Genomic DNA, 23,160 nt, shown 5'->3' on the forward strand with positions numbered 1-23,160 from the left:
CGGCCGCTACTTGCTGCTGACGTACTTCTCGCGGCGGATACGCGGGATGGGCAGGCCATGTTCCTTCAGCGCTTCGAAACAGGCGTCGACCATGTCCGGGTTGCCGCACAGATAGGCGATGTCGCCTTCGGCGGACGGCGCGAACTCGCCCAGGAACTGCTGTACGTAACCATGGCGCACGTCCGGGTGGTCCTGGGCCGTACCCGGAGCGGGGAGCCCGCGCGAGAAGCAGGGCACGAAGCGGAAGCCGGCATGGGCTTCCGCGAACGCACGGAACTCGTCGCCATAGAGCAGTTCTTCGGGCGTGCGCGCCCCGAACAGCAGCACGACCTCGATGCCGCGTCCGGCCATGGCCTTTTCAAGCAGGGGCAGCATCGCCCGGTACGGGGTCACCCCGGTGCCGGTGCCGACCAGCAGGTAGCGGCGGTTGTCGTCGCCGGCCTGCAGGCAGAAGCGGCCGAAGGGCCCGCTGGCCTGAACGGTGCCACCGATCTCGAGTGTTTCGAACAGCGACGTGGCGGCGCCGCCGGGCACGTAGCTCACCGCGATCTCGACCAGCTCGCCCGGGCCCGTGGCGTGGTCGTGGATGGTGGCCAGCGAATAGCTGCGCTTGGTGGCGGTGCCGTCGCCGTACTCGAAGTGCACCTGCAGGAACTGGCCCGGGATGTAGTCCAGCGGCAGGCCGTCGTCGCGGGAGAAGGCGAGGTGGGCGACGGTGGGCGCCAGCATGCGGCGCGAAACGAGCTTGAGGGGGAAGTGTGCGGGCACGTTGGAACGGACCATTGCCGGGCCACGGCCCAAGGGACTCCTATAATACCGCTCCGCCGCGACCCCCCGCGGCAAGGAGCACCGATGAACCAGGCCATGCCCGCCGCGCTCTCGGTCCGGGACCTGCGCAAGACCTACGACAACGGCGTCGAGGCCCTCAAGGGCGTCTCGCTCGAGGTCGTTCCCGGCGATTTCTACGCGCTGCTCGGTCCCAACGGCGCCGGCAAGTCGACCCTGATCGGGATCGTCTCCTCGCTGGTCAACAAGACCGCGGGCGAGGTGCGCGTGTTCGACGTCGACCTCCACGCCGAGCGCGACCGCGCGATGCGCCTGCTCGGCCTGGTGCCGCAGGAAATCAACTTCAACATGTTCGAGAAGCCGCTCGACATCCTCGTCAACTACGCCGGCTTCTACGGCATCCCCCGCGCCGAGGCGGTCGTGCGCGCCGAGGCTGAACTGCGCTCGGCGCAGCTGTGGGACAAGGCGCACATGATGAGCCGCACGCTGTCGGGCGGCATGAAGCGCCGGCTGATGATCGCCCGCGCCATGATGACCCGGCCGCGGCTGCTGATCCTCGACGAACCCACCGCCGGCGTCGACATCGAGATCCGCCGCGGCATGTGGCAGACGCTGCGCCAGATCAACGCCGCGGGCACCACGATCATCCTCACCACGCACTACCTGGAAGAGGCCGAGAACCTCTGTCGCAACCTGGCCATCATCGACCACGGGCGCATCGTCGAGTCCGGCCCGATGCGCTCGCTGCTGTCCAAGCTCGACGTGGAAGGCTTCCTGCTCGACGTCGAGGATGCCTTGCCGGAGGCGCTGCCGGAGATCCCCGGCGCCGAGGTGCGCGTCGTGGACGCGCACACGCTCGACGTCGACATGCCGCGCGCGATGGACCTCAACCGCGTCTTCGCATCGCTTGATGCCGCGGGCATCCGCGTGCGTTCGATGCGCAACAAGACCAATCGCCTGGAGGAACTCTTCGTGCGCATGACCGGCGATACCGGCGCGGCTGCCGACGCCGCGGCGACGGGGAAGGCGGCATGAGTGCCACCACCCCCACGCCCGCTGCTGCCGAGGAGGCATCCGTGCTCCGTTCGAACCTCGTGGCCCTGGGCACCGTCGCCCGCCGCGAAATCATGCGCATCCTGCGCATCTGGAGCCAGACCCTGGTGCCGCCGGCGATCACCATGACGCTGTACTTCCTGATCTTCGGTGGCCTCATCGGCAGCCGCATCGGGACCATGGACGGCATCACCTACATGGACTTCATCGTCCCGGGCCTGGTGATGATGAGCGTGATCCAGAACAGCTACGGCAACATCTCGTCCTCGTTCTTCGGCGCCAAGTTCGGCCGCCACGTCGAGGAGCTGCTGGTCAGCCCGATGCCGCCGTGGGTGATCCTGGGCGGCTACGTCGCAGGCGCCGTGCTGCGCGGGCTGATGGTGGGCGTGATCGTGCTCTGCATCGCGATGCTGTTCACCACCGTGCGCATCCCGCACCCGTGGGTGACGCTGTCGACGGTGCTGCTGGGCGCGACGATCTTCTCGCTGGCCGGCTTCGTCAACGCGATGTTCGCGAAGAAGTTCGACGACGTCGCCATCGTGCCGATCTTCATCCTCACCCCGCTGACCTACCTGGGCGGCGTGTTCTATTCGGTCACGCTGCTCCCGGGCTGGGCGGAAAAGCTCACCTACGCCAATCCGATCTTCTACATGGTCAACGCGTTCCGGTACGGCCTGCTCGGGCGCGGCGACGTGCCGCTGTGGGTGGCGTACGCGCTGATGCTGGGCTTCGTGGCGGCGCTGGGCGCGCTCAGCCTGTCGCTGCTGAAGCGGGGCGTGGGCCTGCGCAGCTGAGATCCGGCGACGCGATCTGGTAGGTTTGCCCGCTGCCGCGCGCGGCAAGACCACCATCAGGGAGATCGCCATGAAGGGAACCAGCCGCACCACCCGCACCACCCTGCTGTTCGCGATGCTCGCGCTCGCCGCGACCGCGTGCGACCGGTCCGCCGACGGCGCCACGGCCGCGGACTCCGCGCAGCAGGCGCAGGCACAGCCCGCAGACGCGGTCGCAGAGCAGGACGGTGACGCCGGGGCCGCCGGGTTCGACATCGAAACAGTCCCGGTGTCGACCCTTGCACTGGGCGCGTTCCCGTACATCGGCCTGCCGGCCGGCTACCGCGCGAACGGACCGGAGACCAGCGACTTCGACCGCTTCCCGTACTGGGTCGGTGACCGCTTCGAATGGGTCGAGGGTCCGACCTGGGCGACGTTCATCGGCACCGAACCCGGCAAGCAGATGTCGGAGCTGGAAGTGCGCCGCAACCTCGAGCACGTGGTGGCGCAGGCCGGCGGCGTCAAGGTGTTCGAAGGCCGCGTGCCGGCGGAGGCGGTGAAATCCCTGGGCGAAGACGTCATGGTCCGGCACAACACCGGCCTCGGCGGCATTGGCAACCGGCCGAGCACCGTGTTCTTGGTGCGTCGGCCCGACCGCAACATCTGGATCCACCTCAACACCTACAGCGCCGGTGGCAGCCTGGCCATCAGCGAGAGCGCGGACTTCGCCGCCAGTGCCGGGCTGCTGCCCGCCGACGGCGCCGCTTCCGGGGGCGAGGCGGGCGGCTTCGATATCGCCGCGCTGCCGGCGTCGACCGTGGCCCTGGGCGCGTTTCCGTACTTCTCCATTCCCGACGGCTACCGCGAAACGCCGCGGCAGAGCCGCCGACTGGACCATGGCCAGGCGGCGTTCTGGGTCGGCGACCGCTTCGAGACGGTCGAAGGGCAGGTCTATGCGGCCGGCATGCGCGTGGAGCGCGATGCGGGCAAGGACTTCTCCGCGACCGAGGTCGCGCGCAACATCGAGCACGTGGTGACCGCGGCCGGCGGGGTGAAGGTGCACAGCGGCGAGGAGCCGGCGGGCGCGCGCCAGGACAAGGCGGTGCAGGCGGTGATGCGCGAGTACCCGGCCGAAGCCAAGTGCCTGGTGATGAACCCGGTCGAGGTGTACGTCCTGCGCCGCGACGACGGCAACGTCTGGGTGCGCGCCTGCACCAGCCGCCACTTCGCCGGCCTGATCGTGGTGCGCGAGCGCGCCCTGGTGCCGACCTCGACGCTGCTGCCGGCCGACGACCTGCGGGCGAAGATCGAGGCCGATGGCCGGGTCGCGATCCAGGTGCACTTCGCGGTCGACAAGGCCGACATCCTGCCCGCCTCGCAGCCGCAGGTGGAGCAGGTGGTCGCGCTGCTTGAAGGCAGCGATGCGCTGCGCCTGCACGTCGACGGCCACACCGACAACACCGGCGATGCGGCGCGCAACCAGGCGCTGTCCGAGGCGCGTGCGGCGGCAGTGGTGGCAGCGCTGGTGGAGGCCGGCATTGCCGCCGACCGGCTCGAGGCGCGCGGCTTCGGCACCGCGAACCCGGTGGCTGACAACGGCACCGACGACGGCCGCGCCGCAAACCGGCGCGTGGAGCTGGTGCGCCGCTAGCGGGGGGCCGGCAGCCTGAAGAACGCGCGCGTGGTGGCCGTGGCGTTCGCCGCGGCCACCGCGACGTCCTCGCCGCGGTCGCGCGCGAGCTCCTCGACGATGTGCCCGAGGTGCATCGGCTCGTTGCGGCGGTCCTTCGGCATCGGCTTGAGCGAGCGCGGCAGCAGGTAGGGCGCGTCGGTTTCCACCATCAGGCGGTTGGCGGGGATGTTGGCGACGATCTCGCGCAGGTGCTGGCCGCGGCGCTCGTCGCACAGCCAGCCGGTGATGCCGATGTGCCAGTCGCGGTCGATGCAGTCGAACAGTTCCGCGCGGCTGCCGGTGAAGCAGTGCACCACCGCGGGGCCGATGCGGCCTTCGAAGTCCTTCATGATCGCGACGAAATCGGCGTGGGCGTCGCGCTGGTGCAGGAACAGCGGCTTGCCGGTGTCGACCGCGATCTCGAGCTGGCGCTCGAAGGCCTTGCGCTGGGCGGGGCGCGGCGAGAAATCGCGGAAATAGTCGAGGCCGGTTTCGCCCACGGCCACGACTTCAGGATGCGCAAGCAGCGCCCGCATCTCGGCGTCGCATTCGGCGGTGTAGTCGGTGGCGTGGTGGGGATGGACGCCGGCGGTGGCGAAGAGTTCGCCAGGGTGGGCGCGGGCGAGTTCCAGCGCCATCGGGGAGTGTTCGCGGCTGGCGCCGGTGACGACCATCTGCACGACGCCGGCGCTGCGGGCGCGCGCCATGACCTGGTCGCGGTCGTGGTCGAAGCTGTCGTGGGTGAGGTTGGCGCCGATGTCGATCAGTTGCATGGAGGCATTGTAGGCGGAGGAGGATCGGGTGACTTGTTGACGGTGCTGCTGTGTGGGGTCGAAAGCAGGGGCCGTGGATTCCCGGCTCCGTGGCGGAGCACGCCGCTGTGCGGGGGGCGGGTGTGCGCAGTTGGCCGCTGCGCGACAACGTGGTGCGCATGGCGAAACGCGGCAGGCCCTATCCTTTGCGGGTGAAGGACGCTTCGTTTCCCATCGATGAACTGCTGCCGGCGATCCGGGCGAGCCTGGCGGAGCACCCGCGGCTGGTGCTCGAGGCGCCGCCGGGTGCGGGCAAGACCACGCGCGTGCCGTTGGCGTTGCTTGATGCGCCGTGGCTGGCGGGCCAGCGCATCGTGATGCTGGAGCCGCGCCGGGTCGCGGCGCGGGCGGCGGCGGGGTTCATGGCGTCGTCGCTGGGGGAGGAGGTCGGGCAGACCGTCGGCTACCGCATCCGCTTCGAGAACCGGATGTCGGCGGCAACGCGGATCGAGGTAGTCACCGAGGGCATCCTCACGCGCATGCTGCAGGACGATCCGATGCTCGAGGGCGTGGGCGCGTTGCTGTTCGACGAGTTCCATGAGCGCCATCTCGCCGCGGATCTCGGCCTGGCGCTGGCGTTGGACGTGCAGGCGGGGCTGCGCGAGGACCTGCGCATCGTGGTGATGTCGGCGACGCTGGATGGCGAGCGGCTGGCGTCGTTTCTCGATGCGCCACGCCTGTCCAGCGCGGGGCGCAGCCATCCGGTCGAGATCGCGCACTTCCCGGCACGGCGCGAGGAGGCGCTGGAGCACCAGCTGCGGCGCGCGGTGGAGCATGCGTTGCAGCGTCATCCCGGCGATGTACTCGCGTTCCTGCCCGGGCGCCGCGAGATCGCGCGCGCGGCCGCGGCATTGGCCGCGGGAGATGCGGTGCGGGCCTCCGGTGCCGACGTGCTCGAGCTGCACGGTGACCTGCCCGTCGACGCGCAGGCGCGCCTGCTGCGCCCGGCCGCGGACGGGCGTCGCCGCGTGGTGCTGGCCACGAACGTGGCCGAGTCGAGCGTGACCCTGCCGGGTGTGCGGGTCGTGGTCGACAGCGGGCTGGCGCGCGAGCCGCGGCACGATCCCAACAGCGGTTTCAGCCGCCTGGACGTGGTGAGCATCGCGCAGGCCTCGGCCGACCAGCGCACCGGGCGCGCCGGACGCGTCGCGTCGGGCTGGGCCTATCGGCTGTGGCCCGAGTCACAGCGTCTTGAAGCGCAGCGACGGCCCGAAATCGCCCAGGTCGAGCTGGCCGCCCTGGCGCTGGAACTTGCCGCCTGGGGCAACGATGCGCTGCGGTTCGTGGATGCGCCGCCGGCGGGCACGCTCGCCGCGGGGCGCGATCTGCTGCGGCAGCTCGGCGCGCTCGCGACGGGAACCGGCCCGATGACAATCACGGTGCGGGGCCGGCGCATGCTGGCGCTCGGCACGCATCCGCGGCTGGCGGCGATGCTGCTGGCGCCCGGTGATGCGTCGTCGCGTGCGCTTGCCTGCGACCTGGCCGCGCTGCTGGAAGCGCGCGATCCGCTGCGCACGCGCAGCGATGCGGTCGCCGTGCGCTGGGGGGCGCTCGCCGCGTTCCGCCAGCGCCGGGTTCCGGCCGATGCCAACCGGTCGGCGCTGGCCGCGATCGATGCCGCCGCGCGCCAGTGGCGACGCCGGCTGCGCGTGGATGCGGCGCCACCGGGCGATGTGCCCGCGCATGCGCTCGGCGACCTGCTCGCGCACGCGTTCCCCGACCGTATCGCCGCCCGCCACGCCGGCGACCTGCACCGTTACCAGCTCGCCAACGGCCGCATGGCGCGGCTGCTCGACGACAGCGAGCTCATCGGCGAGCCCTGGCTGGTGGCCAGCGAGCTGCGCCACGAAGCACGCGGTGACGCGCTGCTGCTGCGGGCGGCGCCGGTGGACGAGGCCGCGCTGCACCGGGACTTCGGCGAGCGTTTCAGCGAGCGTGACGAGACCCGGTGGGATGCCGACCGCCGCGCGCTGGTCGCCGAACGCGTGCGCCGCTTCGCCGGCATCGTGCTCGACAGCCGGCCCGCCGGACGTGCCGACCCCGCCGCGGCCGCACAGGCCCTGACCGATGCGGTGCGTGCGCTCGGCCTCGACGTCCTGCCGTGGAGCGACGGCCTGCGGCAGTGGCGGGCGCGGCTCGCCGGCCTGCGCGCGTGGATGCCGGAACTCGCCCTGCCCGACCTCGGCGACGAGGCGCTGCTGGCCAGCCTGGACCAGTGGCTGCAGCCCGCATTCGCCGGCAAGTCGCGGCTGGACGCACTGTCCACGGAAGACTTCGGCAACGCACTGCGCTCGCGCCTCGACTGGGCCCTGCAGCAGCGTGTCGATGCGCTGGCGCCGACGCGGATCACCGTGCCTTCCGGGCAGGCGCGCGCCATCGATTACGCGATCGGCGACGACGGCCAGCCGCGGCCGCCGGTGCTGGCGGTGAAGCTGCAGGAACTGTTCGGCCTGGCCGATACCCCGCGCGTAGCGGACGGACGGGTGCCCCTGCTGCTGCACCTGCTGTCGCCGGCAGGGCGGCCGCTGCAGGTGACCTCGGACCTCCGCAGTTTCTGGGACCGCACCTGGCCGGAAGTGCGGCGCGAGATGAAGGGCCGCTATCCGAAGCACCCTTGGCCCGAGGATCCCTGGAATGCCGTTCCCACCCATCGGGCGCGACCGCGCCGTGGCTGAACGGATGCAGGCGGCTCACGCCGGCACCACGCGCGTCCGCCGACACTGTCCATCTGTTTTTCCAACACCCTCGGCGCATCCGCGCCAGCCCACGCAATCGAGGATTCCCCCATGCGCAAGCGCACCATCATCCGCGACGTTCGCGACGCACTTCCCGACAGGGCCATGGATTTCGCCGGGCGCATCGGCGACGGCCTGCGACATGCCGTGCCCGACGGTGCCGGCAAGTGGCTGCACGATGCACCTCGCAGCGCGGGCCAGTGGCTGCAGGGCGTGCCCGATGGCGCCGGCAAGTGGCTCCAGGCCGGCGTTGCGCTGGGTGCGGCGCGCACCGGCGCACGCGCGGCCGGCAAGGTCGCGCGTCGCCATCCGGTGGCGCTGACCGCGGCCGCGGTCGGTATCGGCGCCGCGCTCTACGCCGTCGCCCGCCACCGCCGGAAGGCCGCCGAGCGCGCGGCGATCGAAGGCCGCTCGCAGCGGATCCGGGATGCCCTCGACAGCAGCCATGTCGATCCGCATGCCGGCGATCTCGGCGTCGGGCCGGGCCGCGACGCCGGCTGACCCGGGCGGTAGCCAGGCGCTCCGTCAGCGGACCTGATGGGGCGCGATTCGCCCGGCAGGGCTCAGGCGCCCGGAACTTCCGGCAGTTCGATCACGAAGCAGGCACCGCCGCCTTCGCGATCCTCGTACAGGAGCTGCCCGCCGGCATTGATCACGATCTGCCGCGCAAGGGACAGGCCCAGCCCGCTTGACGAGCCACCCCCCGTCGGGTCGCCGTCGGCCAGGCGCGCGAAGGGCGTGAACAGCTCGCGCTGGCGGCCCTTGGGCACGCCGGGACCTCGGTCGCTGACCTGCAGCCGCCAGTAGCCGGGGGCGCCGCGGTCGGTGTCGATGTCGACGTCGCTGCACGGCGCGTATTTGATGGCATTGCTGATGAGATTGCCGGTGACCTGGCGGAGCACCAGTTCGTCCATGGCCACCACCGCCGGCGCGATCTCGCCCACGCGCAGGCTGCAGCCGCTGTCCTCGAACTGCAGCCCGTAGCGCCCGACGATCCACTCCACGATGGCGGCCAGGGCCACGTTCGCCCCGCCGGCGCCGGTCGCCTTGCGGGCAGTGGCCTGGGTTTCCAGGTAGCGGCGGATGTAGCCCAGGCCGTCCTCGGCGCTCTCGCGGATCACTTCGAGATAGCGCGGGATGCGTTCGGGCTTCAGCGTGCCCGAGACCAGGATGTCGCTGGCGAAGACGACGCTGCTGAGCGGGTTCTTGAGGTCATGCGCGACCAGGTTCACCAGCTCCTGGCGTTCGCGGGCCACCTGTTCCAGGCGGTCGCGCGCGAGCTTGAGGCCGATATGCGCATTCACCCGCGCCAGCAACTCCTCGGGGATGAAGGGCTTGACCACGTAGTCGACCGCGCCGACCTCGAAGGCGCGCAGCAGAAGCGCGCGGTCCTGCGCGGCGGTCAGGAAGACCACCGGCACCCGCGGCAGCAGCGCGCGCAGGCGGATCTCTTCCATCACCCCGAAGCCGTCCATGCCCGGCATCATCATGTCGAGCAGCATCAGGTCGGGGGCCTGGTCCTCGGCCACGGCGAGCGCGGCCTCGCCGTCTTCGGCGATGGCCACTTCGTAGCCCTGGCGCTCGAGCAGCGCGCTGACCACGCGCAGGTTGGCCGCCTGGTCGTCGACGACGAGTACGCGGCCGCGGTTGGTGTTTGCCTTCATGGGCATCGATCTGGAGCGGCGCGGGACGGGAGTGGCGCGGCAACGCGCAAGTTATCAGATAAGGGGCGTTGCTGAACCGGCGAAGCGGGGGCTCGCGGCGATTGCGCAGGCGAGACCTGAACCATTCAGGAAAACGGCGCCGCGTGCGGCAGCTCGCGCCATTGTCCGGGCGCGAGTGCGTCCAGCGCGACGCCACCGATGGCGATCCGCACCAGGCGCAGTGTCGGCAGCCCGACGGCCGCGGTCATGCGCCTGACCTGACGGTTCCGACCTTCGCGGATCACGAGCTCGAGCCAGGCGTCGGGCACCGTCTTGCGCGCGCGGACCGGTGGATCCCGCGGCCACAGCGCGGGCGGCGCATCGAGCTGGCGCGCCAGTGCCGGACGCGTCGGTCCATCGCGCAGTTCGACTCCCTCGCGCAGCCCGGCGAGCTGCGTCTGCGTCGGATCGCCTTCCACCTGCACCAGGTAGGTCTTGGCGAGCTTGTGGCGCGGGTCGGTGATGCGGTGGACCAGGGGGCCGTCGTCGGTGAGCAGCAGCAGGCCTTCGCTGTCGTGGTCGAGCCGGCCCGCTGGATAGACGCCCGCCGGCAGGCCGAAGCCCGCCAGCGTCGGCCGCGGCGGCGTGCTCCTGTCGGTGAATTGGCAGAGCACGCCGTGCGGTTTGTTGAACGCGACCAGCACTCAGGGCTTGATGAAGCGCAGCGTCATCCGGTCGCTTTCGCCGATGGCCTGGTACTGCTGGCGGTCCTCGGCGTCGTGGCGGTTGGTGGGCGGCAGGGTCCACACGCCGTTGGGATGGTCGCGGGTGTCGCGCGGGTTGGCGTTGATCTCGCTGCTCTCGTCCAGACGGAAGCCGGCGGCCGTGGCCAGCGCGATCACCTGGTCCTGGCCGACGTAGCCGGACTTGTCGTCGTCGGCGACATCGCCGGCGGCGCGGTGCTCGACCACGCCCAGCACGCCGCCGGGCTTGAGCACGTCGAAGAAGCCCTTGAACATGGCGTCGGCAATGCCGGCCGAACGCCAGTTGTGGACGTTGCGAAAGGTGAGCACGGCATCGGCCGAGGCGGCCGCGCCGAAGACGGGTGCCGCCGGATCGTAGGCGACGATGTGCGCGTCGCCGAATTGCGCCGGCTTCGCGGCGAACAGCGTCTCCAGAGCGGTCTTCGAGCGCGCGGCGTAGTCGCGGCGCTCCTCCGGATAGGCCATGGGGTCGGGGATCGCGGCGACATAGCCGGTACGCAGCCACGGCGCCAGGATTTCGGCATACCAGCCGCCGCCGGGCGTGATCTCGACCACGGTCTGGCCGGTCTCGATGCCGAAGAAGGTGAGCGTGTCACGCGGATGGCGGTGCGCGTCGCGGGCCACGTTTTCCGGCGAGCGCCAGGCTCCGCCCAGCGCCTGGTCGAGCAGCGGGTCGGGAGCGCGCATGGACATGGCGGCCGGCGGCGTCGGCGTGGACTGTGCCGACGCCGCCGCAGCTGCGGCAGCTGCCGCGGCATCGGACGCATCGGCGCTGGCGGCCGGCCCGGCGGCGGGCGAGGCCGCGCACGCGCACAGCAGCAGCGGCAGCAAGGCGGTGGGAAGCAGGCGTCGGGTCATGGCTGTGGTTCCTCTTTGGAGGCGCCAAGCCTAACGGCAAACCGGTCACGCCGCGCCGCCACCGCTCCCGCCGCCGTGCGCCACCGGCAGCGTGTCCGCACGGGCCACGTGGCCGACGTGCTCGGCCGCCTGCACGCGCAGCCAGTCGCGGAAGGCCAGGAACCCGCGGTGCGATTCGCTGCGTGCGGGATAGGCGAGGTAATGCGCGTAGCCGGCCTTGATGCGTTGTTTCGAAAGCACCACCAGTTCGCCCGCATCCAGCAGCAGGCGCGCGCGGGTCATGCGCCCAAGGGCCACGCCGACGCCGTCACGCGCGGCGCGATGGTGCGATTCGGAATCGTCGAACACGGCCACGAACTGGGCCGGAGGCGGCCGGCCGACGCTCTCGAACCAGCGATTCCATTCACCGTCTGGGTCGCCCAGCAGCGGCCACTGGGCCAGCGGCGGATCCCCCTGTTCGCGCATGCGCGCCACCAGCGCCGGGCTGGCCACGGGCACCAGCCATTCGTCGAACAGGTGCTCGGCGGTCAGCCCTGGCCAGGCGCCACGGCCGATGCGCAGGGCGACGTCGGGCGCGTCGGTGGCGGAAAAATCCGCCAGGCGCTCGGTCGACTGCAGGTTGAGCTCGAGCGCGGGGTGCGCGGCGAGGAACGCGCCCAACCGCGGCACCAGCCAGGCCGAAGCCATCGAGGGCGTGGCGCTGATGGTCAGGACCTCGTCGCGGCGGGCGGCGAAGGGTTGCAGCGCGGCACCGATGGCGTCGAGCTGTGGTGCGATCCGCTCCAGCAGGCGCTGCCCCTCCACGGTGGTGCGCACGCCACGTGGCTCGCGCACCAGCAGCGGATAGCCCAGGCGCTCCTCCAGCGTACGCATCTGGTGGCTCAGCGCACTCACCGTCAGATGCAGGGATTCGGCCGCCCTCGAAAGGTTGCCGTGGCGGGCCGCCGCGACGAATCCCTGGAGCGCGTGAAGCGGTGGACGAACGGCCATCGACTTGAATTCCTTTCAAGGAAAGCTTGCAGATCTCTCGCTTTTCAGGGACCGATGGTGCGCCTACCTTCGATTGCACTCAAGTAATGGAGCCCGGCAATGCGCATCTACCACGACCTCCTCATGCTCAACGGCTACATCTCCGACCCGCGGCTTGCACGTGAGCTGGCCGGCGTTCCCGAGGCAGGCGATGTCCAGGCCACTCCTGGCGCCGAATCGCCGTCCGCGGAGGCGCTCGAAGCGGCGGCGACCATCACCGGGGAATCCCCGCCCGCGCCGCCGGCATGCCGCGACGGCGGATCGGGGGCCGCGCACTTCGGCCGCGGCATCACGACCCTGTGCTCGACGGCGCTGTCGCTGTTCCGCTGAGCGCCGTGCGGGGCAGCCGCGCGGCTTCGGGATAGGGCGCGACGTCCAGGTGCCCTTCCCCGCGCAGCCGCGCCTGCACTTCGCGCCACCAGTCGGCGCGGAAAATGCCCGGATGCGCTTCGAGCAGCGCCTCGCGAAGCGCAGGCGCCAGGCCGAGGAAGCTGGGGAACAGCGCCGGGAAGACATCGTCCCGCCGGGCATAGAGCCAGTCCTCCAGCGGCCGCGTCTCGTCCTCCTCGCGCGGCTCGGGTACGTCGCGGAAGCGCACGTCCTCGAGCAGGCACAGCTCGTCGAAGTCGTAGAAGAGCGCGCGACCGTGGCGCGAGACGCCGAAGTTCTTCAGCAGCAGGTCGCCGGGGAAGATCCCGCTGCGCGCGAGGTCGGTGATGGCCTGGCCGTAATCGATCACCGCGCCCAGGGCCCCGGCCTCGGGTCGCTCGCGTGCGTACAGGTCCAGCGGCCGCAGCCTGCGTTCGACGTAGCAGTGCCGCACGAGCACCGCATCGCCTTCGGCCACCACGGTCTCGGCGCATTCCTCCAGCAGCTCGCACAGCATCGCCGGCTCGAACGCCGCGCGTGGAAAGCGCAGCCGGCGGAACTCCTGCGCCTCCACCAGCCGCCCGATGCGATCGCGGCGCGCCACCAGCCGGTACTTGCCCTCGATGTCGGCGCGCACGCTGTCCTTGGGCTCGGCGAAGCGATCGCGGATGACCTTGAACACCACCGGCAGCGCACGCGGGGTAAACACCGCCATGACCATCCCGCGCACGCCGTCGGCGCGGACCAGCTGCTCGTCGGCATGCGCCGCGAAGTGGCGCTGGATCTCCCGGAAGCGTTCGGTCTTGCCCTGCTTGCCGCGGCCGAGCACCGAGTACAGCTCCGACACCGGCTTGTGCGGCAGCAGCGCATGCATGAACGCAACCGCATCACCCACGCGCGCGAGGTCGGCGTGGAACCAGCTGTGCGCATGGCCGAACAGCATCGACACCCGGTCGCGCTCCAGCAGGACCGCGTCGGCGCGCACGCCCTCGGCTTCGTTCACCAGCGCCACCACGAGCGGCCGCGGACCGCCAGGTGCATCGACCCGGCCGACCAGGTAGGCGCGACGCTCGCGATAGAACACGGTCTCAAGCAAGGCGACATCGGGCCCGCGTGCGTCGCCATGTTCCGCGGCTGGCGCGCCCAGTCGCTCCGCCACCGCATCGGCGATGGCGTGCGCATCGGCGTCCAGGTCGAAGTGCGGGAAGCCCCGCGCCCGCAGCGCCAGCCGCCAACGCTCGAAGGCATCCGCAGCCGCCGGCAGCGGCCGCAGCTCGCCCGGACAGCCGGGGTCACCGGCCCCGCCATCGCCCGGCTCGTGGAACTCGAGCGCCGGCGCGACGCCCTCGGTCAGGAAGAAGCGCCGCGACATCGAATTGAACAGCGTCCGCGCCAGCGCGGCATCCGCACGCCCGTCCGTCAGTTCCTCATAGCGCTCCCGCACCGCGGCCCAGAACGCCCGCGACCGCATCCGCTCCCCCACCAGCGCCTCGAAGCGCCCGAGCGCCTCGCCGAGGAAGCCATCCTGAAGGTCGATGCGCGCCACCGCATCCGCCTGCGCCCCACGCCAGTCCCGTCGCACGAACCGCCGCCGCGCCCGCCGCGTCAGATCGCCAAAGCGCGCGTCGTAATCCTCGAACGCATCCAGCACCAGCGCAGCCGCGCGCTGAACCAGCGGGTCGGTCAGGAGTGTCGGCATGCCGCGGAGTGTGGCGCAGTTTTGCTCGTGGCGGCGGAGGGCACGTGGGGTACTCCGCCGGCTGACCACGTGGTGGTCTTTATGCCGGCTGCGTACCCCACGTGCCCTCCGCGACCACCGCTGGGGCGGGTTGATGGCGCTGCGCGCCACGGCCGCGTCGCGGTCGCCAGCCCGCGACCCAGTCTCGCCATCCTCCAACCCGTCGCTCTCCAACCGCCAAGCCCCAAAAACAACAATGCCCACGACTCGCATCGCAGGCATTGCCGTTGAACAGCGGTAAGCGATCAGAGGTGCTTGATGATCTCGTCCGCGAACTCGCTGCACTTCACCTCGGTCGCCCCGTCCATCAGGCGCGCGAAATCATAGGTGACGCGCTTGCTGCCGATCGCCCCGTCCATCGCACGGATGATCGCATCGGCCGCCTCGGTCCAGCCCATGTAGCGCAGCATCATCTCGCCCGACAGGATCACCGAACCCGGATTGACCTTGTCCAGCCCCGCGTACTTCGGTGCCGTTCCGTGCGTGGCCTCGAACACCGCGTGGCCTGTGACGTAGTTGATGTTGGCGCCCGGCGCGATGCCGATGCCGCCGACCTGCGCGGCCAGCGCGTCGGACAGGTAGTCACCGTTGAGGTTGAGCGTGGCCGAGACGTCGTATTCGCGCGGGCGCAGCAGGATCTGCTGCAGGAACGCATCCGCGATCGCGTCCTTGATGATGAGGCCCGCGCCCGGCTTGCCCTCGGGAATGACGTGCCAGGGGCCACCGTCGAGTTCGACCGCGCCGAACTGCTCGCGCGCCACCTTGTAGCCGAAGTCGCGGAACGCGCCCTCGGTGAACTTCATGATGTTGCCCTTGTGCACCAGGGTCACCGACTTGCGGCCGTTGGCGATCGCGTACTCGATCGCCGACTTCACCAGGCGTTGGGTGCCCTGCCAGCTGACCGGCTTGATGCCGATGCCGACGTTGACCGAGGCATCGGTGGCCGGCTGGCCGACCGCGGACAGCTGCTCGTTCCAGGCATTGGCCTTGTCGGCGGTGCCGAAGCGGATCTTGTCGAAGCCCTTCGGGAATTCCTTCTGCAGGAAGTCGAGCACCTTCGTCGCGTCCGCCGAGCCCGGCTCGAATTCGATGCCGGCGTAGATGTCCTCGGTGTTCTCGCGGAAGATCACCATGTCGACGTCACCCGGCTTCTTCACCGGCGAGGGCACGCCCTCGAACCAGCGCACCGGGCGCAGGCAGACGTAGAGATCGAGCATCTGGCGCAGCGCGACGTTGAGCGAGCGGATGCCGCCGCCGACCGGCGTGGTCAGCGGGCCCTTGATGCTCACCAGGTACTCGCGGCAGGCCTCGACCGAAGATTCGGGCAGCCATTCGCCGGTCTGGTTGAAGGCCTTCTCGCCGGCCAGCACTTCCATCCACTCGAGCTTGCGCTTGCCGCCGTAGGCCTTCGCGACCGCGGCGTCGAGCACGCGCACGCTGGCGCGCCAGATGTCGGGACCGGTGCCGTCGCCCTCGATGAAGGGGATGATCGGGTGGTCGGGGACGCTGAGTCCCTTCGCGGTCTTGGTGATCGGGCTGCCGCCTGCGGGCACGGCCGGGGTGAAGTCTGCCATCTGTTCCTCCAGGGGGCCGCGGCCAGGGGCGCGCGGCAAAATCGGACGACCATTGTCGCGCTTCGCGGCGGCGCGGGCAAAGCCGGCGGCCGGCGAAGGGCGCCGGGCTCCGCGACGTGCGGGCATTGAAAAGGCGCGGCCCCGCAGGACCGCGCCTTCACGGGGCGACGGGGCTCAGCGGACCTCGAAGTCCCGCGTCTGCATCACCTGGCCGTTGTGGAGGATCTCGACGCGGTAGTTGCCGGTCGGCCAGCCGTCGGGCTTGCTGATCTCGAAGGCGGTCGTGCCGGTGCCGGTGAAGCTGAAGTCGCGGCTGGTCTCGTCCACGACCTGGTCGCCCTCGTAGGTCCAGCGCGCGGTCAGCTGGCCGGCCTGCGGGGTCGAGGGATCCGACGATGCCGTGGCCACCGATGCATAGATGGTGTCGGTGGTGGCGAACGTGGTCATCGGGGTGAGGCGGTTGCTGCCGTCGATCGCATTGCCGACGTCGACCGAGGTGACGCTCACCATCGGTGCGGGCGCCGGTGCCGGCGCGGGGGCCGGGGCCGGAGCGGCCACCGGGGGCGGCGGCGGAGCGGGTTCGTCCTTCTTGCAGCCGGCCAGTGCCAGCGTGCCCAGCAGGGCCGCGGCGAGCGCGGCGGGAATCGGGTTCCGGGTCATAGGGTCTCTCCGTGGTGTGGATGCGGACGGGTCAGTCTTCGGACGGTGCAGCCGGGACCTTCAGGACCTGGCCGGGCTTGATCCGGTCGGGATCGTCCAGCTGGTCGCGGTTGGCGTCGAAGATCCGCCGCCACTGGCTGGCCTTGCCGTACTGCGCCTTGGCGATGTGCGAGAGGGTGTCGCCCGCCTGCACGGTGTACTCGGTCTCGCCCACGATCTCTTCGGTCGAGTGGACCGATGACTGCACGTTGCTGAAATCGGGCTTGGCCACCTCGGCCTCGGTGCTGCGGACGCTGCTCTTGACGTTGCTGAAGTCGGGCTTGTCCCCGGACGCGGTGCTGCCGGTTTTCAGCGACAGGGCGTCCGGATCGTTGGGATTCTGGGGGTTGCTCATTCGGGCCTCCTGTGCCGCACGTGGCTGCGACAGCTAAGCACCGGTCCCGTTAAGAAAATATTGCGCCGGGGCTACTGGCGCGAATCGCGCGCGGCCGGGGGCGGGGGCAGTCCCGGCGTGGCCCGCCAGGGATTGATGTCGAGCCCGCCGCGCCGGGTGTAGCGCGCCTCGACCGAGAGTTCCGTCGGCCGGCAGCGGGAGGAGATGTCGACGAAGATCTGCTCCACGCACTGTTCGTGGAAGCCGGCGTGTTCGCGGAACGACACCAGGTAGCGCAGCAGCGCGGCGCGGTCGATGCGCGGACCGCGGTAGGCGATGCGCACGCTGGCCCAGTCGGGCTGGCCGGTGACCGGGCAGTTCGATTTCAGCAGCGCCGAATGCAGCACTTCCCCGGCGATGTCACCGGGATCGGCCGCGAGCAGGTCCGGGTTCGGCGCGTCGTACTCGTCGCAGTCGACGTCCAGCCCATCGATCGATGCCGGCGCGTCGGCGCCGTCCGCATCCACCGGCGGCAGCCCGAAGTCGACCGCCACCGGGGCGCCGGCGGCCGCGGACAGGTCGGCGGTGATCCTGGCCAGGACCTCGTCGCGACCGGTGAAGCGGGTGGAGTTGAGCGAGTTGAGATAGAGCTTGAGCGACTTCGATTCGATCAGGTGCGGCGAATCGGCCGGCACCAGGAAGGTGGCGGCGTCGCTCGCCGGCTTGCCGCGCGGATCCAGCCACGACAGCTCGTAGGCATGCCAGCGGTCGTGGCCGGCGAAGGGCAGGGGGCCGCCGGCGATCCCGAGCGCCGAGCGACCCTGGTCGCGGGCGATCGGGAACAGCAGGGACGGGTCATAGGCGCGCGGGTAGGTGACCTCGCGGCCGAGGGGGAGTTCGGTGGTCATGGGCGCATTATCGCGCCTGCGCTCAGCCGCCGCTGGCGGGCGCCTCTCCGCCCTGCAGGAAGTCCAGGCTCAGCTGCAGCATCGCGCGCAGCCCGAGGTCGAGTGCGGACTCGTCGAGGAAGAACTCCGGCGAATGGTTGCTCGGCGCCGTCGCCGGATCCTGCCCGGCCGGCGTCGCGCCGACGAAGAAGAACAGCCCCGGCACCTCGCGCGCGTAGTACGAGAAATCCTCCGCACCCATGTTCAGCGGCATGTCGACCAGGTTCCCCGGGCCGGCCACCTTTTCAAGGCTCGGACGCATGCGCGCGGTCAGTGCCGGATCGTTGGCGGTGACCGGGTTGCCGTCCTGGTCGGGGACGTTCGCCTCGACCGTCGCACCGTGCGCGGCGGCGACCTTTTCCGCCACGTTCTTCAGGTCGGCGAACACCGCGTCGCGCATGCCGTCGTCGAAGGTGCGGATCGTGCCCACCAGCTCGACCTGGTCGGGGATGATGTTGTAGCGGATGCCGCCCTTGATCGCGCCGAAGCTGACCACCACGGGCTGCTTCGAGATGTCCTGGCGACGGCTCACGATGGTCTGCGCGGTGCCGATGATGTCGGCCGCGGCGACGATCGGGTCCACGCCGCCCCAGGGCCGCGAGCCGTGCGTCTGCCGGCCCTTGACCACGATGTTGAAGCGGTCGGACGCGGCCATGGTCGGCCCGCTGCGCACGCCGAGCTGTCCGGCCTGCAGGGTCGAGAACACATGCAGGCCGAACACCGCGTCGGGCTTGAAGTCGGTGAAGATGCCCTGCGCGAGCATTTCCCTGGCGCCGCCCACCTCGCCGTCCGGCGGGCCTTCCTCGGCCGGCTGGAAGACGAAGAGCACTTCGCCAGGCAGCTCGTCGCGCATCGCCACCAGCGCCTCGGCCACGCCCAGCAGGATGCTGGTATGGGCGTCGTGGCCGCAGGCATGCATCACGCCCACGGTCTCGCCGCGGTAGGTCGATGTCGCCTTCGATGCGAAGGGCAGGCCGGTAGCCTCGGTCACCGGCAGCGCGTCCATGTCGGCGCGCAGCGCAAGGCGCGGGCCGGGCTGGCCGCCCTTGAGCACGGCGGTCACGCCGGTGGTGGCGATGCCGGTCCTGGGTTCGAGGCCAAGCGCGCGCAGGTGTTCGGCCACCAGCGCCGCGGTGCGTGTTTCGCGGTTGCCGAGCTCGGGGTTCTGGTGGATGTCGCGCCGCCAGTCCACGACTTTCTGCTGCAGTGACTGCGCGGCATCGGCGACCTCGCTGCGCTGGGCGTCCTGGGCCAGCAACGGTGGCGTGGCGCAGGCCAGTGCGAGCAGCAGGGCGGTGGTCGGGATGCGGACGCGCGTGCGGTGCGGCATGGCAGGACTCTCCCCGGATGGTCGGCCGATCTTACCGATTCAGGAGCCTGCGCAGCGTCCGCACGCGGGGCGGAAGGTACGGTCGGACCGCCTACCCGCGCACGTTTCGCGGTGCTGTCGGCCGCTATAAGGGTTGGGCCGGCGGATGGGGATCCGCCCACCAACGTGGAGAGACGGAATGCGCAAGCGGACGGGAACGGTCGTATGCACGCTGCTGGGCGTGTCGTTGATGCTGGCGACAGGTGCGGCCCTGGCGGCCGGTGCGGATGCGCCCTTGCTGCCCAAGCAGCTGGCGGGCCCGCCGGAAGAGTTCGCGGCGATGCGCGCCCCGGATCCGGCGGAGGCCGCGATCCTGTCGCGCAGCGCGCTGCTGCCGGTGGTGTTCGATGCCTCGGGCCGTGCCGATGTGCGCCTGCCGCTGCATGCGGGCCGGCTCAACGCGATGCTGCTGTCCGGCGGCGCCGATTGGGCGCCGCGCCTGGTCTCGCCCGCGGGCGTGGACCTGCCCGCGGCCACGCTCGCGCGCGGCGCCGGCACGTCCCGCCTCGGGGGTGAACACGATGGCCAGGTCGGTACCGTAGTCCGCCTGGACGGCCTGGTCCGCGGTGACTGGACCCTGCACCTGCAGGCGCGGCCGGGCAAGGCCGCGCGCGGCTACGTGCTGCTGCAGGGCGACGCCGGGCTCGAGCTGGCCTCGCACCAGGCGCATCGCCGCCAGCTGGTCGGCGAACCGATGGGCATCATTGCCATGCTGGCCGCCGACGACGGTGCGAACGCGCCGCGGCTGGGGCTGGATGCCGGCCGCGTGGCGTCGGCGCAGCTGCGCATCGTCGCGCCCGACGGTCGGGAAACGTCCCAGCCGATGCTCGACGACGGCCGCCACGGCGACGGTGCCGCGAACGATGGCCGCCTCGCCGGGTCCTTCCTACCCACCACCACCGGGACCTGGATCGCCCAGGTCGTGGTGCGCGGCCACGACCGCATGGGCACGCCCTTCGTGCGCACGGTCGAGCATGCGCTGCCGGTGATCGCGCCTGGCCCGCGCCTGGCCGGCGACGCCACCGCGGTCCGCGCCGCGCCCGGGCGGCTGTCGGTTGCCCTGCCCCTGGCCGACGCGGAGCCGGGCCGCCACTACCGCGTCCTGGCCGAGGTCTGGGGTCGCGACGGCAAGCGCGCGGCGGCACCCGTGGCCTGGATCGGCGGCATGGCCGAGGTCGTGGACGGACGCCTGCAGCTGGGGCTCGACGAGCGCTGGATCGCGCAGGCCGGCGTGGGCGCGCCCTTCGAGCTGCGCGCGCTGCGAATCGAGGATCCCGACCACTTCATCCCCTTGGCCACGGCCGGGCGGGTGCCGCTGTCGGCGCCGCCGCTGGGCATCCCGCGTGCCAGCCGCATCGCCATCGACGAGGCGATGACCATGGGTCCGCGCCCGGCGTCGTTCGGTGTCGACGCGATGGCGACCGGCCGCAAGCTGGTGCTGGTGCACGGCTACTGTTCCGCCGGCGTCTGGCCGCAGGCGCAGTTCGCCAACTCCGCGACCTTCCTTGATGCCCATCAGAACCGCAGCCACGACCAGTTCGCGCAGCGCATCCGCACGTTCGGCGCGCAGTGGAATTCGTTCGGCACCGTGGCCCACAGCCAGGGCGGTGCGGCATCGCTGCACCTGTATGCCTATTACTGGAGCGGCCTGGACAACGCCAGCGGTGCGCGGCTGATGCAGTCGGTCGGCACGCCCTACCAGGGCACCAACCTGTCGGGAATCATCGCAACCATCGGCAACTGGTTCGGCGTGGCCTGCGGCTCCAACAGCAACATGACCTACAGCGGCGCCTCGGCGTGGCTTGCCGGCATCCCGAACTCGGCGCGCGCGAAGGTGAACTACTACACCACCGCCTTCCGCACCACGAACTGGTGGACCAACGACTACTGCAACATGGCCAGCGACCTGGTGCTTGGCGATCCCGAAGACGGCACCGTCGAGCGCGCCTATGCCCAGCTGCCGGGTGCTACGAACCGCGGCCACGTCAGCGGCCAGTGCCACACCACGGGAATGCGCGATCCGGCGCAGTACCGGGATGCGGGACGGAACGCGACCATGAGCAGCAACGCGGCGCGCTGAGGACGGCCGCCGCCCGGCTTACAGGTGATGCCTTGCGAGGTAGTCGCTGGACTGCATCTCGATCAGACGCGACGCGGTGCGCTCGAAGGCACCGGTCAGGCGCTCGCCGCCGTACAGCGCGTGCGGCGGCGCAGCCGCGGTGCAGACCAGCTTGACGTTGCGGTCGTAGGCCTCGTCGATGAAGGTGACGAAGCGCCGCGCGGCGTCGTCGCGCAGCGCGTCCATCATCGGGATGCCACCGAGCAGCACGGTGTGGAACTCGCTGGCGATCTCGATGTAGTCCGAGGCCGCGCGCGGCCCTTCGCACAGCGCATCGAAGTCGAGCCAGGCCATGCCGGGGCAGCGTGCGCGGGTGGCGATGCGGCGGCCTTCGAGCTCGATGCTGCCGTCGCGGTGTGCGTCGTCGCCGCCAAGCGCATGCCAGCGTGATTCGAGCCAGCGGTCGGACTCCGCGTCCAGCGGCGTGCGGTACACGGGTGACCGGGTGAGCTCGCGCAACCGGTAGTCGGTGTCGCTGATGATCTCGAGCACCTGGCAGTGCTGTTCCAGCAGTGCGATCGCCGGCAGGAAGCGCGCGCGCTGCAGGCCGTCGGCGTACAGCCCGGCCGGCGCGATGTTGGACGTCGTGACGAGCACGATGCCTTCGGCGAACATCCGCTCCAGCACCCGCGCCAGCAGCATGGCGTCGCCGATGTCGCTGACGAAGAACTCGTCCAGCACCAGCACCCGCAGCGAGCGCCGCCACTCGGCCACGATGGTGGCCAGCGGATCACGCTCGCCCGAATGTTCGCGCAAGCGCGCGTGGACCACGCGCATGAAGCGGTGGAAATGGGTGCGGCGCTTGCCGTTGCCGTCGCCATGGCCGGCATCGAGCTTGGCCTCGGGCAGGGGCAGGCCGGCATAGAACAGGTCGACCATGAAGGTCTTGCCGCGGCCGACGCCGCCCCAGAGGTACAGGCCCTGCGGCGCCGGCGCGTCGCGGCCGAAGGTGCGCGATAGCCAGCCGCGGCGCGGCGTGTCCAACAGCTCACGATGCACGCGGTCGAGGGCGGCAAGCGGCGCGTGCTGCGCCGGATCGTCGTCCCAGTCGCCACGAGCGACGCCCTCGCGATAGGCCTGCGACGGGCGGGGCACCCCTGGCGCTTCAGCCATGGGCGATCGGCAGGTGGCGCCGGGTGCCGCTCTTGATCGCGCCGCGCAGGTCGATGAGCTTGCGGTGGAAGAAATGGCTGCAGTCGGGCATGCGCACCAGTTCGTGCTCCGCCTTGAGCCCGTCGAGCCAGTGGTAGACCGCCTGCGGGTCCACGATCTCGTCGGCGTCGCCCTGCACCACCAGCCAGGGCATCGTCGGCGTGGTGATGGACGCGAAGTCCCAGCGCCCGGCCGGCGGCGCGATCGAGATCAGCATCGACGGCTGCAGCTCGGCGGCCATCGCCAGGCTGACGTAGGCACCGAAGCTGAAGCCAGCCAGCCAGAGCTGATCGTCGGGACGCGCCGCGCGCACCCATTCGGCGACTGCGCGCAGGTCGTCGCGCTCACCGTCGCCGTGGTCGAATTGGCCGTCTGAGCCGCCGGTGCCGCGGAAGTTGAAGCGCACCGTGGCCACGCCCAGTTCGCGCAGCGCGCGCGAGGCCATGGTCACGACCTTGTTGTGCATGGTGCCGCCCTCGGTGGGCAGCGGATGGCAGACGATCGCCACCACCGGCTGGCGGGCGACGTCGTCTTCGGGCAGGTCGACGGCGACCTCGAGCGCGCCAGCAGGGCCGGGCAGGACGAGGCCGCCGGAGGCTTCCGGGAAAGGCGGGTGGCTGGTCATGCGCCCATGATAATCGCCGCGGCATTCAGCGGCGGTCGAGGCGGGAAGCGGGCCGTGCCCACGGTGCGCGTGCCGCCCGGCGCGCCGCCGCCGTGGCAGCGGCAATGGG

General features: G+C 71.0%; 21 protein-coding genes. 7 read left to right on the top strand and 14 right to left on the bottom strand.

Annotated features, from left to right (window positions below; genetic code table 11):
* Positions 1–6: 6 nt before the first annotated feature.
* Positions 7–783, bottom strand: coding sequence for a ferredoxin--NADP reductase (locus tag ACW5E8_RS09690; RefSeq protein WP_456965328.1), 777 nt, complete (start codon positions 781–783; stop codon positions 7–9).
* Positions 784–852: 69 nt separating this feature from the next.
* Between ACW5E8_RS09690 and ACW5E8_RS09695 the strand changes: the two genes are divergently transcribed.
* From ACW5E8_RS09695 to ACW5E8_RS09705, 3 genes are all read left to right on the top strand, one after another.
* The gene (locus tag ACW5E8_RS09695; RefSeq protein WP_456965329.1) at positions 853–1,821 is read left to right on the top strand and encodes an ABC transporter ATP-binding protein; all 969 of its coding nucleotides are present in this window, start codon (positions 853–855) and stop codon (positions 1,819–1,821) included.
* Positions 1,818–2,633 carry an ABC transporter permease gene (locus ACW5E8_RS09700; RefSeq protein WP_456965330.1) on the top strand — a complete coding sequence of 272 codons (816 nt, stop codon included), beginning with the start codon at positions 1,818–1,820 and terminating at the stop codon, positions 2,631–2,633. The genes ACW5E8_RS09695 and ACW5E8_RS09700 overlap by 4 nt, the downstream gene beginning before the upstream one ends.
* 70 nt (positions 2,634–2,703) lie before the next feature.
* Entirely contained in the window at positions 2,704–4,263 is a 1,560-nt protein-coding gene (locus ACW5E8_RS09705; protein ID WP_456965331.1) for an OmpA family protein, read from the top strand.
* On the opposite strand, the gene ACW5E8_RS09710 is transcribed toward ACW5E8_RS09705, so the two are convergent.
* Positions 4,260–5,057, bottom strand: a complete 798-nt coding sequence (locus ACW5E8_RS09710) for a TatD family hydrolase (RefSeq protein WP_456965332.1) — start codon at positions 5,055–5,057, stop codon at positions 4,260–4,262. The genes ACW5E8_RS09705 and ACW5E8_RS09710 overlap by 4 nt on opposite strands.
* Positions 5,058–5,215: 158 nt before the next feature.
* Between ACW5E8_RS09710 and hrpB the strand changes: the two genes are divergently transcribed.
* The gene (hrpB, locus tag ACW5E8_RS09715; protein ID WP_456965728.1) at positions 5,216–7,771 is read left to right on the top strand and encodes an ATP-dependent helicase HrpB; all 2,556 of its coding nucleotides are present in this window, start codon (positions 5,216–5,218) and stop codon (positions 7,769–7,771) included.
* A 111-nt stretch (positions 7,772–7,882) separates the two neighbouring features.
* Positions 7,883–8,332, top strand: coding sequence for a hypothetical protein (locus ACW5E8_RS09720; RefSeq protein WP_456965333.1), 450 nt, complete (start codon positions 7,883–7,885; stop codon positions 8,330–8,332).
* Positions 8,333–8,394: 62 nt separating this feature from the next.
* Here the strand turns inward: ACW5E8_RS09720 and ACW5E8_RS09725 are convergent, their stop codons facing one another.
* From ACW5E8_RS09725 to ACW5E8_RS09740, 4 genes are all read right to left on the bottom strand, one after another.
* Positions 8,395–9,495: a hybrid sensor histidine kinase/response regulator gene (locus ACW5E8_RS09725; RefSeq protein ID WP_456965334.1), complete on the bottom strand. Its 1,101-nt coding sequence runs from the start codon at positions 9,493–9,495 to the stop codon at positions 8,395–8,397.
* Between the two features lie 125 nt (positions 9,496–9,620).
* Complete coding sequence (locus ACW5E8_RS09730) at positions 9,621–10,178, bottom strand: pseudouridine synthase (RefSeq protein WP_456965335.1); 558 nt, start codon at positions 10,176–10,178, stop codon at positions 9,621–9,623.
* Positions 10,179–11,096: a class I SAM-dependent methyltransferase gene (locus ACW5E8_RS09735; protein ID WP_456965336.1), complete on the bottom strand. Its 918-nt coding sequence runs from the start codon at positions 11,094–11,096 to the stop codon at positions 10,179–10,181.
* Positions 11,097–11,141: 45 nt separating this feature from the next.
* On the bottom strand, positions 11,142–12,086 hold the full coding sequence (locus tag ACW5E8_RS09740; protein WP_456965337.1) for a LysR substrate-binding domain-containing protein: 945 nt from the start codon (positions 12,084–12,086) through the stop codon (positions 11,142–11,144).
* Between the two features lie 99 nt (positions 12,087–12,185).
* Between ACW5E8_RS09740 and ACW5E8_RS09745 the strand changes: the two genes are divergently transcribed.
* Positions 12,186–12,455 carry a hypothetical protein gene (locus tag ACW5E8_RS09745; protein WP_456965338.1) on the top strand — a complete coding sequence of 90 codons (270 nt, stop codon included), beginning with the start codon at positions 12,186–12,188 and terminating at the stop codon, positions 12,453–12,455.
* On the opposite strand, the gene aceK is transcribed toward ACW5E8_RS09745, so the two are convergent.
* The 6 genes from aceK to ACW5E8_RS09775 all read right to left on the bottom strand — a co-directional run bounded on the left by aceK (position 12,415) and on the right by ACW5E8_RS09775 (position 19,116).
* Complete coding sequence (gene aceK / locus ACW5E8_RS09750) at positions 12,415–14,193, bottom strand: bifunctional isocitrate dehydrogenase kinase/phosphatase (protein ID WP_456965339.1); 1,779 nt, start codon at positions 14,191–14,193, stop codon at positions 12,415–12,417. The two genes, ACW5E8_RS09745 and aceK, sit on opposite strands and share 41 nt — an antisense overlap.
* 284 nt (positions 14,194–14,477) lie before the next feature.
* Positions 14,478–15,806 carry an isocitrate dehydrogenase (NADP(+)) gene (gene icd, locus ACW5E8_RS09755; RefSeq protein ID WP_456965340.1) on the bottom strand — a complete coding sequence of 443 codons (1,329 nt, stop codon included), beginning with the start codon at positions 15,804–15,806 and terminating at the stop codon, positions 14,478–14,480.
* Between the two features lie 174 nt (positions 15,807–15,980).
* Positions 15,981–16,466, bottom strand: a complete 486-nt coding sequence (locus ACW5E8_RS09760; RefSeq protein WP_456965341.1) for a hypothetical protein — start codon at positions 16,464–16,466, stop codon at positions 15,981–15,983.
* A gap of 31 nt (positions 16,467–16,497) precedes the next feature.
* Positions 16,498–16,860: a LysM peptidoglycan-binding domain-containing protein gene (locus ACW5E8_RS09765; protein ID WP_456965342.1), complete on the bottom strand. Its 363-nt coding sequence runs from the start codon at positions 16,858–16,860 to the stop codon at positions 16,498–16,500.
* A 71-nt stretch (positions 16,861–16,931) separates the two neighbouring features.
* Positions 16,932–17,747, bottom strand: coding sequence for an NADPH-dependent 7-cyano-7-deazaguanine reductase QueF (gene queF / locus ACW5E8_RS09770; RefSeq protein WP_456965343.1), 816 nt, complete (start codon positions 17,745–17,747; stop codon positions 16,932–16,934).
* Between the two features lie 22 nt (positions 17,748–17,769).
* Positions 17,770–19,116 carry a M20 family metallopeptidase gene (locus ACW5E8_RS09775; RefSeq protein WP_456965344.1) on the bottom strand — a complete coding sequence of 449 codons (1,347 nt, stop codon included), beginning with the start codon at positions 19,114–19,116 and terminating at the stop codon, positions 17,770–17,772.
* A gap of 178 nt (positions 19,117–19,294) precedes the next feature.
* Here ACW5E8_RS09775 and ACW5E8_RS09780 point away from each other — a divergent pair, with 178 nt between their 5' ends.
* Positions 19,295–21,235 (top strand): choice-of-anchor X domain-containing protein, encoded by a 1,941-nt coding sequence (locus tag ACW5E8_RS09780; protein WP_456965345.1) that lies wholly within the window; start codon positions 19,295–19,297, stop codon positions 21,233–21,235.
* 18 nt (positions 21,236–21,253) lie between these two features.
* Here ACW5E8_RS09780 and zapE read toward each other — a convergent pair whose 3' ends face one another.
* Both zapE and ACW5E8_RS09790 read right to left on the bottom strand, forming a co-directional pair.
* Positions 21,254–22,387, bottom strand: a complete 1,134-nt coding sequence (gene zapE, locus ACW5E8_RS09785) for a cell division protein ZapE (RefSeq protein ID WP_456965346.1) — start codon at positions 22,385–22,387, stop codon at positions 21,254–21,256.
* Positions 22,380–23,051 (bottom strand): alpha/beta hydrolase, encoded by a 672-nt coding sequence (locus ACW5E8_RS09790; RefSeq protein WP_456965347.1) that lies wholly within the window; start codon positions 23,049–23,051, stop codon positions 22,380–22,382. Before ACW5E8_RS09790 ends, zapE begins: the two co-directional genes overlap by 8 nt.
* Positions 23,052–23,160: the final 109 nt, after the last annotated feature.

This window comes from Luteimonas sp. A649, assembly GCF_054072735.1.

Bases quoted from the DNA above. Each gene is read 5' to 3' on its own strand.
- ACW5E8_RS09690 (WP_456965328.1), bottom strand. From the start codon at position 783: ATGGTCCGTTCCAACGTGCCCGCACACTTCCCCCTCAAGCTCGTTTCG.
- ACW5E8_RS09695 (WP_456965329.1), top strand. From the start codon at position 853: ATGAACCAGGCCATGCCCGCCGCGCTCTCGGTCCGGGACCTGCGCAAG.
- ACW5E8_RS09700 (WP_456965330.1), top strand. From the start codon at position 1,818: ATGAGTGCCACCACCCCCACGCCCGCTGCTGCCGAGGAGGCATCCGTG.
- ACW5E8_RS09705 (WP_456965331.1), top strand. From the start codon at position 2,704: ATGAAGGGAACCAGCCGCACCACCCGCACCACCCTGCTGTTCGCGATG.
- ACW5E8_RS09710 (WP_456965332.1), bottom strand. From the start codon at position 5,057: ATGCAACTGATCGACATCGGCGCCAACCTCACCCACGACAGCTTCGAC.
- hrpB (WP_456965728.1), top strand. From the start codon at position 5,216: ATGGCGAAACGCGGCAGGCCCTATCCTTTGCGGGTGAAGGACGCTTCG.
- ACW5E8_RS09720 (WP_456965333.1), top strand. From the start codon at position 7,883: ATGCGCAAGCGCACCATCATCCGCGACGTTCGCGACGCACTTCCCGAC.
- ACW5E8_RS09725 (WP_456965334.1), bottom strand. From the start codon at position 9,495: ATGAAGGCAAACACCAACCGCGGCCGCGTACTCGTCGTCGACGACCAG.
- ACW5E8_RS09735 (WP_456965336.1), bottom strand. From the start codon at position 11,096: ATGACCCGACGCCTGCTTCCCACCGCCTTGCTGCCGCTGCTGCTGTGC.
- ACW5E8_RS09740 (WP_456965337.1), bottom strand. From the start codon at position 12,086: ATGGCCGTTCGTCCACCGCTTCACGCGCTCCAGGGATTCGTCGCGGCG.
- ACW5E8_RS09745 (WP_456965338.1), top strand. From the start codon at position 12,186: ATGCGCATCTACCACGACCTCCTCATGCTCAACGGCTACATCTCCGAC.
- aceK (WP_456965339.1), bottom strand. From the start codon at position 14,193: ATGCCGACACTCCTGACCGACCCGCTGGTTCAGCGCGCGGCTGCGCTG.
- icd (WP_456965340.1), bottom strand. From the start codon at position 15,806: ATGGCAGACTTCACCCCGGCCGTGCCCGCAGGCGGCAGCCCGATCACC.
- ACW5E8_RS09760 (WP_456965341.1), bottom strand. From the start codon at position 16,466: ATGACCCGGAACCCGATTCCCGCCGCGCTCGCCGCGGCCCTGCTGGGC.
- ACW5E8_RS09765 (WP_456965342.1), bottom strand. From the start codon at position 16,860: ATGAGCAACCCCCAGAATCCCAACGATCCGGACGCCCTGTCGCTGAAA.
- queF (WP_456965343.1), bottom strand. From the start codon at position 17,747: ATGACCACCGAACTCCCCCTCGGCCGCGAGGTCACCTACCCGCGCGCC.
- ACW5E8_RS09775 (WP_456965344.1), bottom strand. From the start codon at position 19,116: ATGCCGCACCGCACGCGCGTCCGCATCCCGACCACCGCCCTGCTGCTC.
- ACW5E8_RS09780 (WP_456965345.1), top strand. From the start codon at position 19,295: ATGCGCAAGCGGACGGGAACGGTCGTATGCACGCTGCTGGGCGTGTCG.
- zapE (WP_456965346.1), bottom strand. From the start codon at position 22,387: ATGGCTGAAGCGCCAGGGGTGCCCCGCCCGTCGCAGGCCTATCGCGAG.
- ACW5E8_RS09790 (WP_456965347.1), bottom strand. From the start codon at position 23,051: ATGACCAGCCACCCGCCTTTCCCGGAAGCCTCCGGCGGCCTCGTCCTG.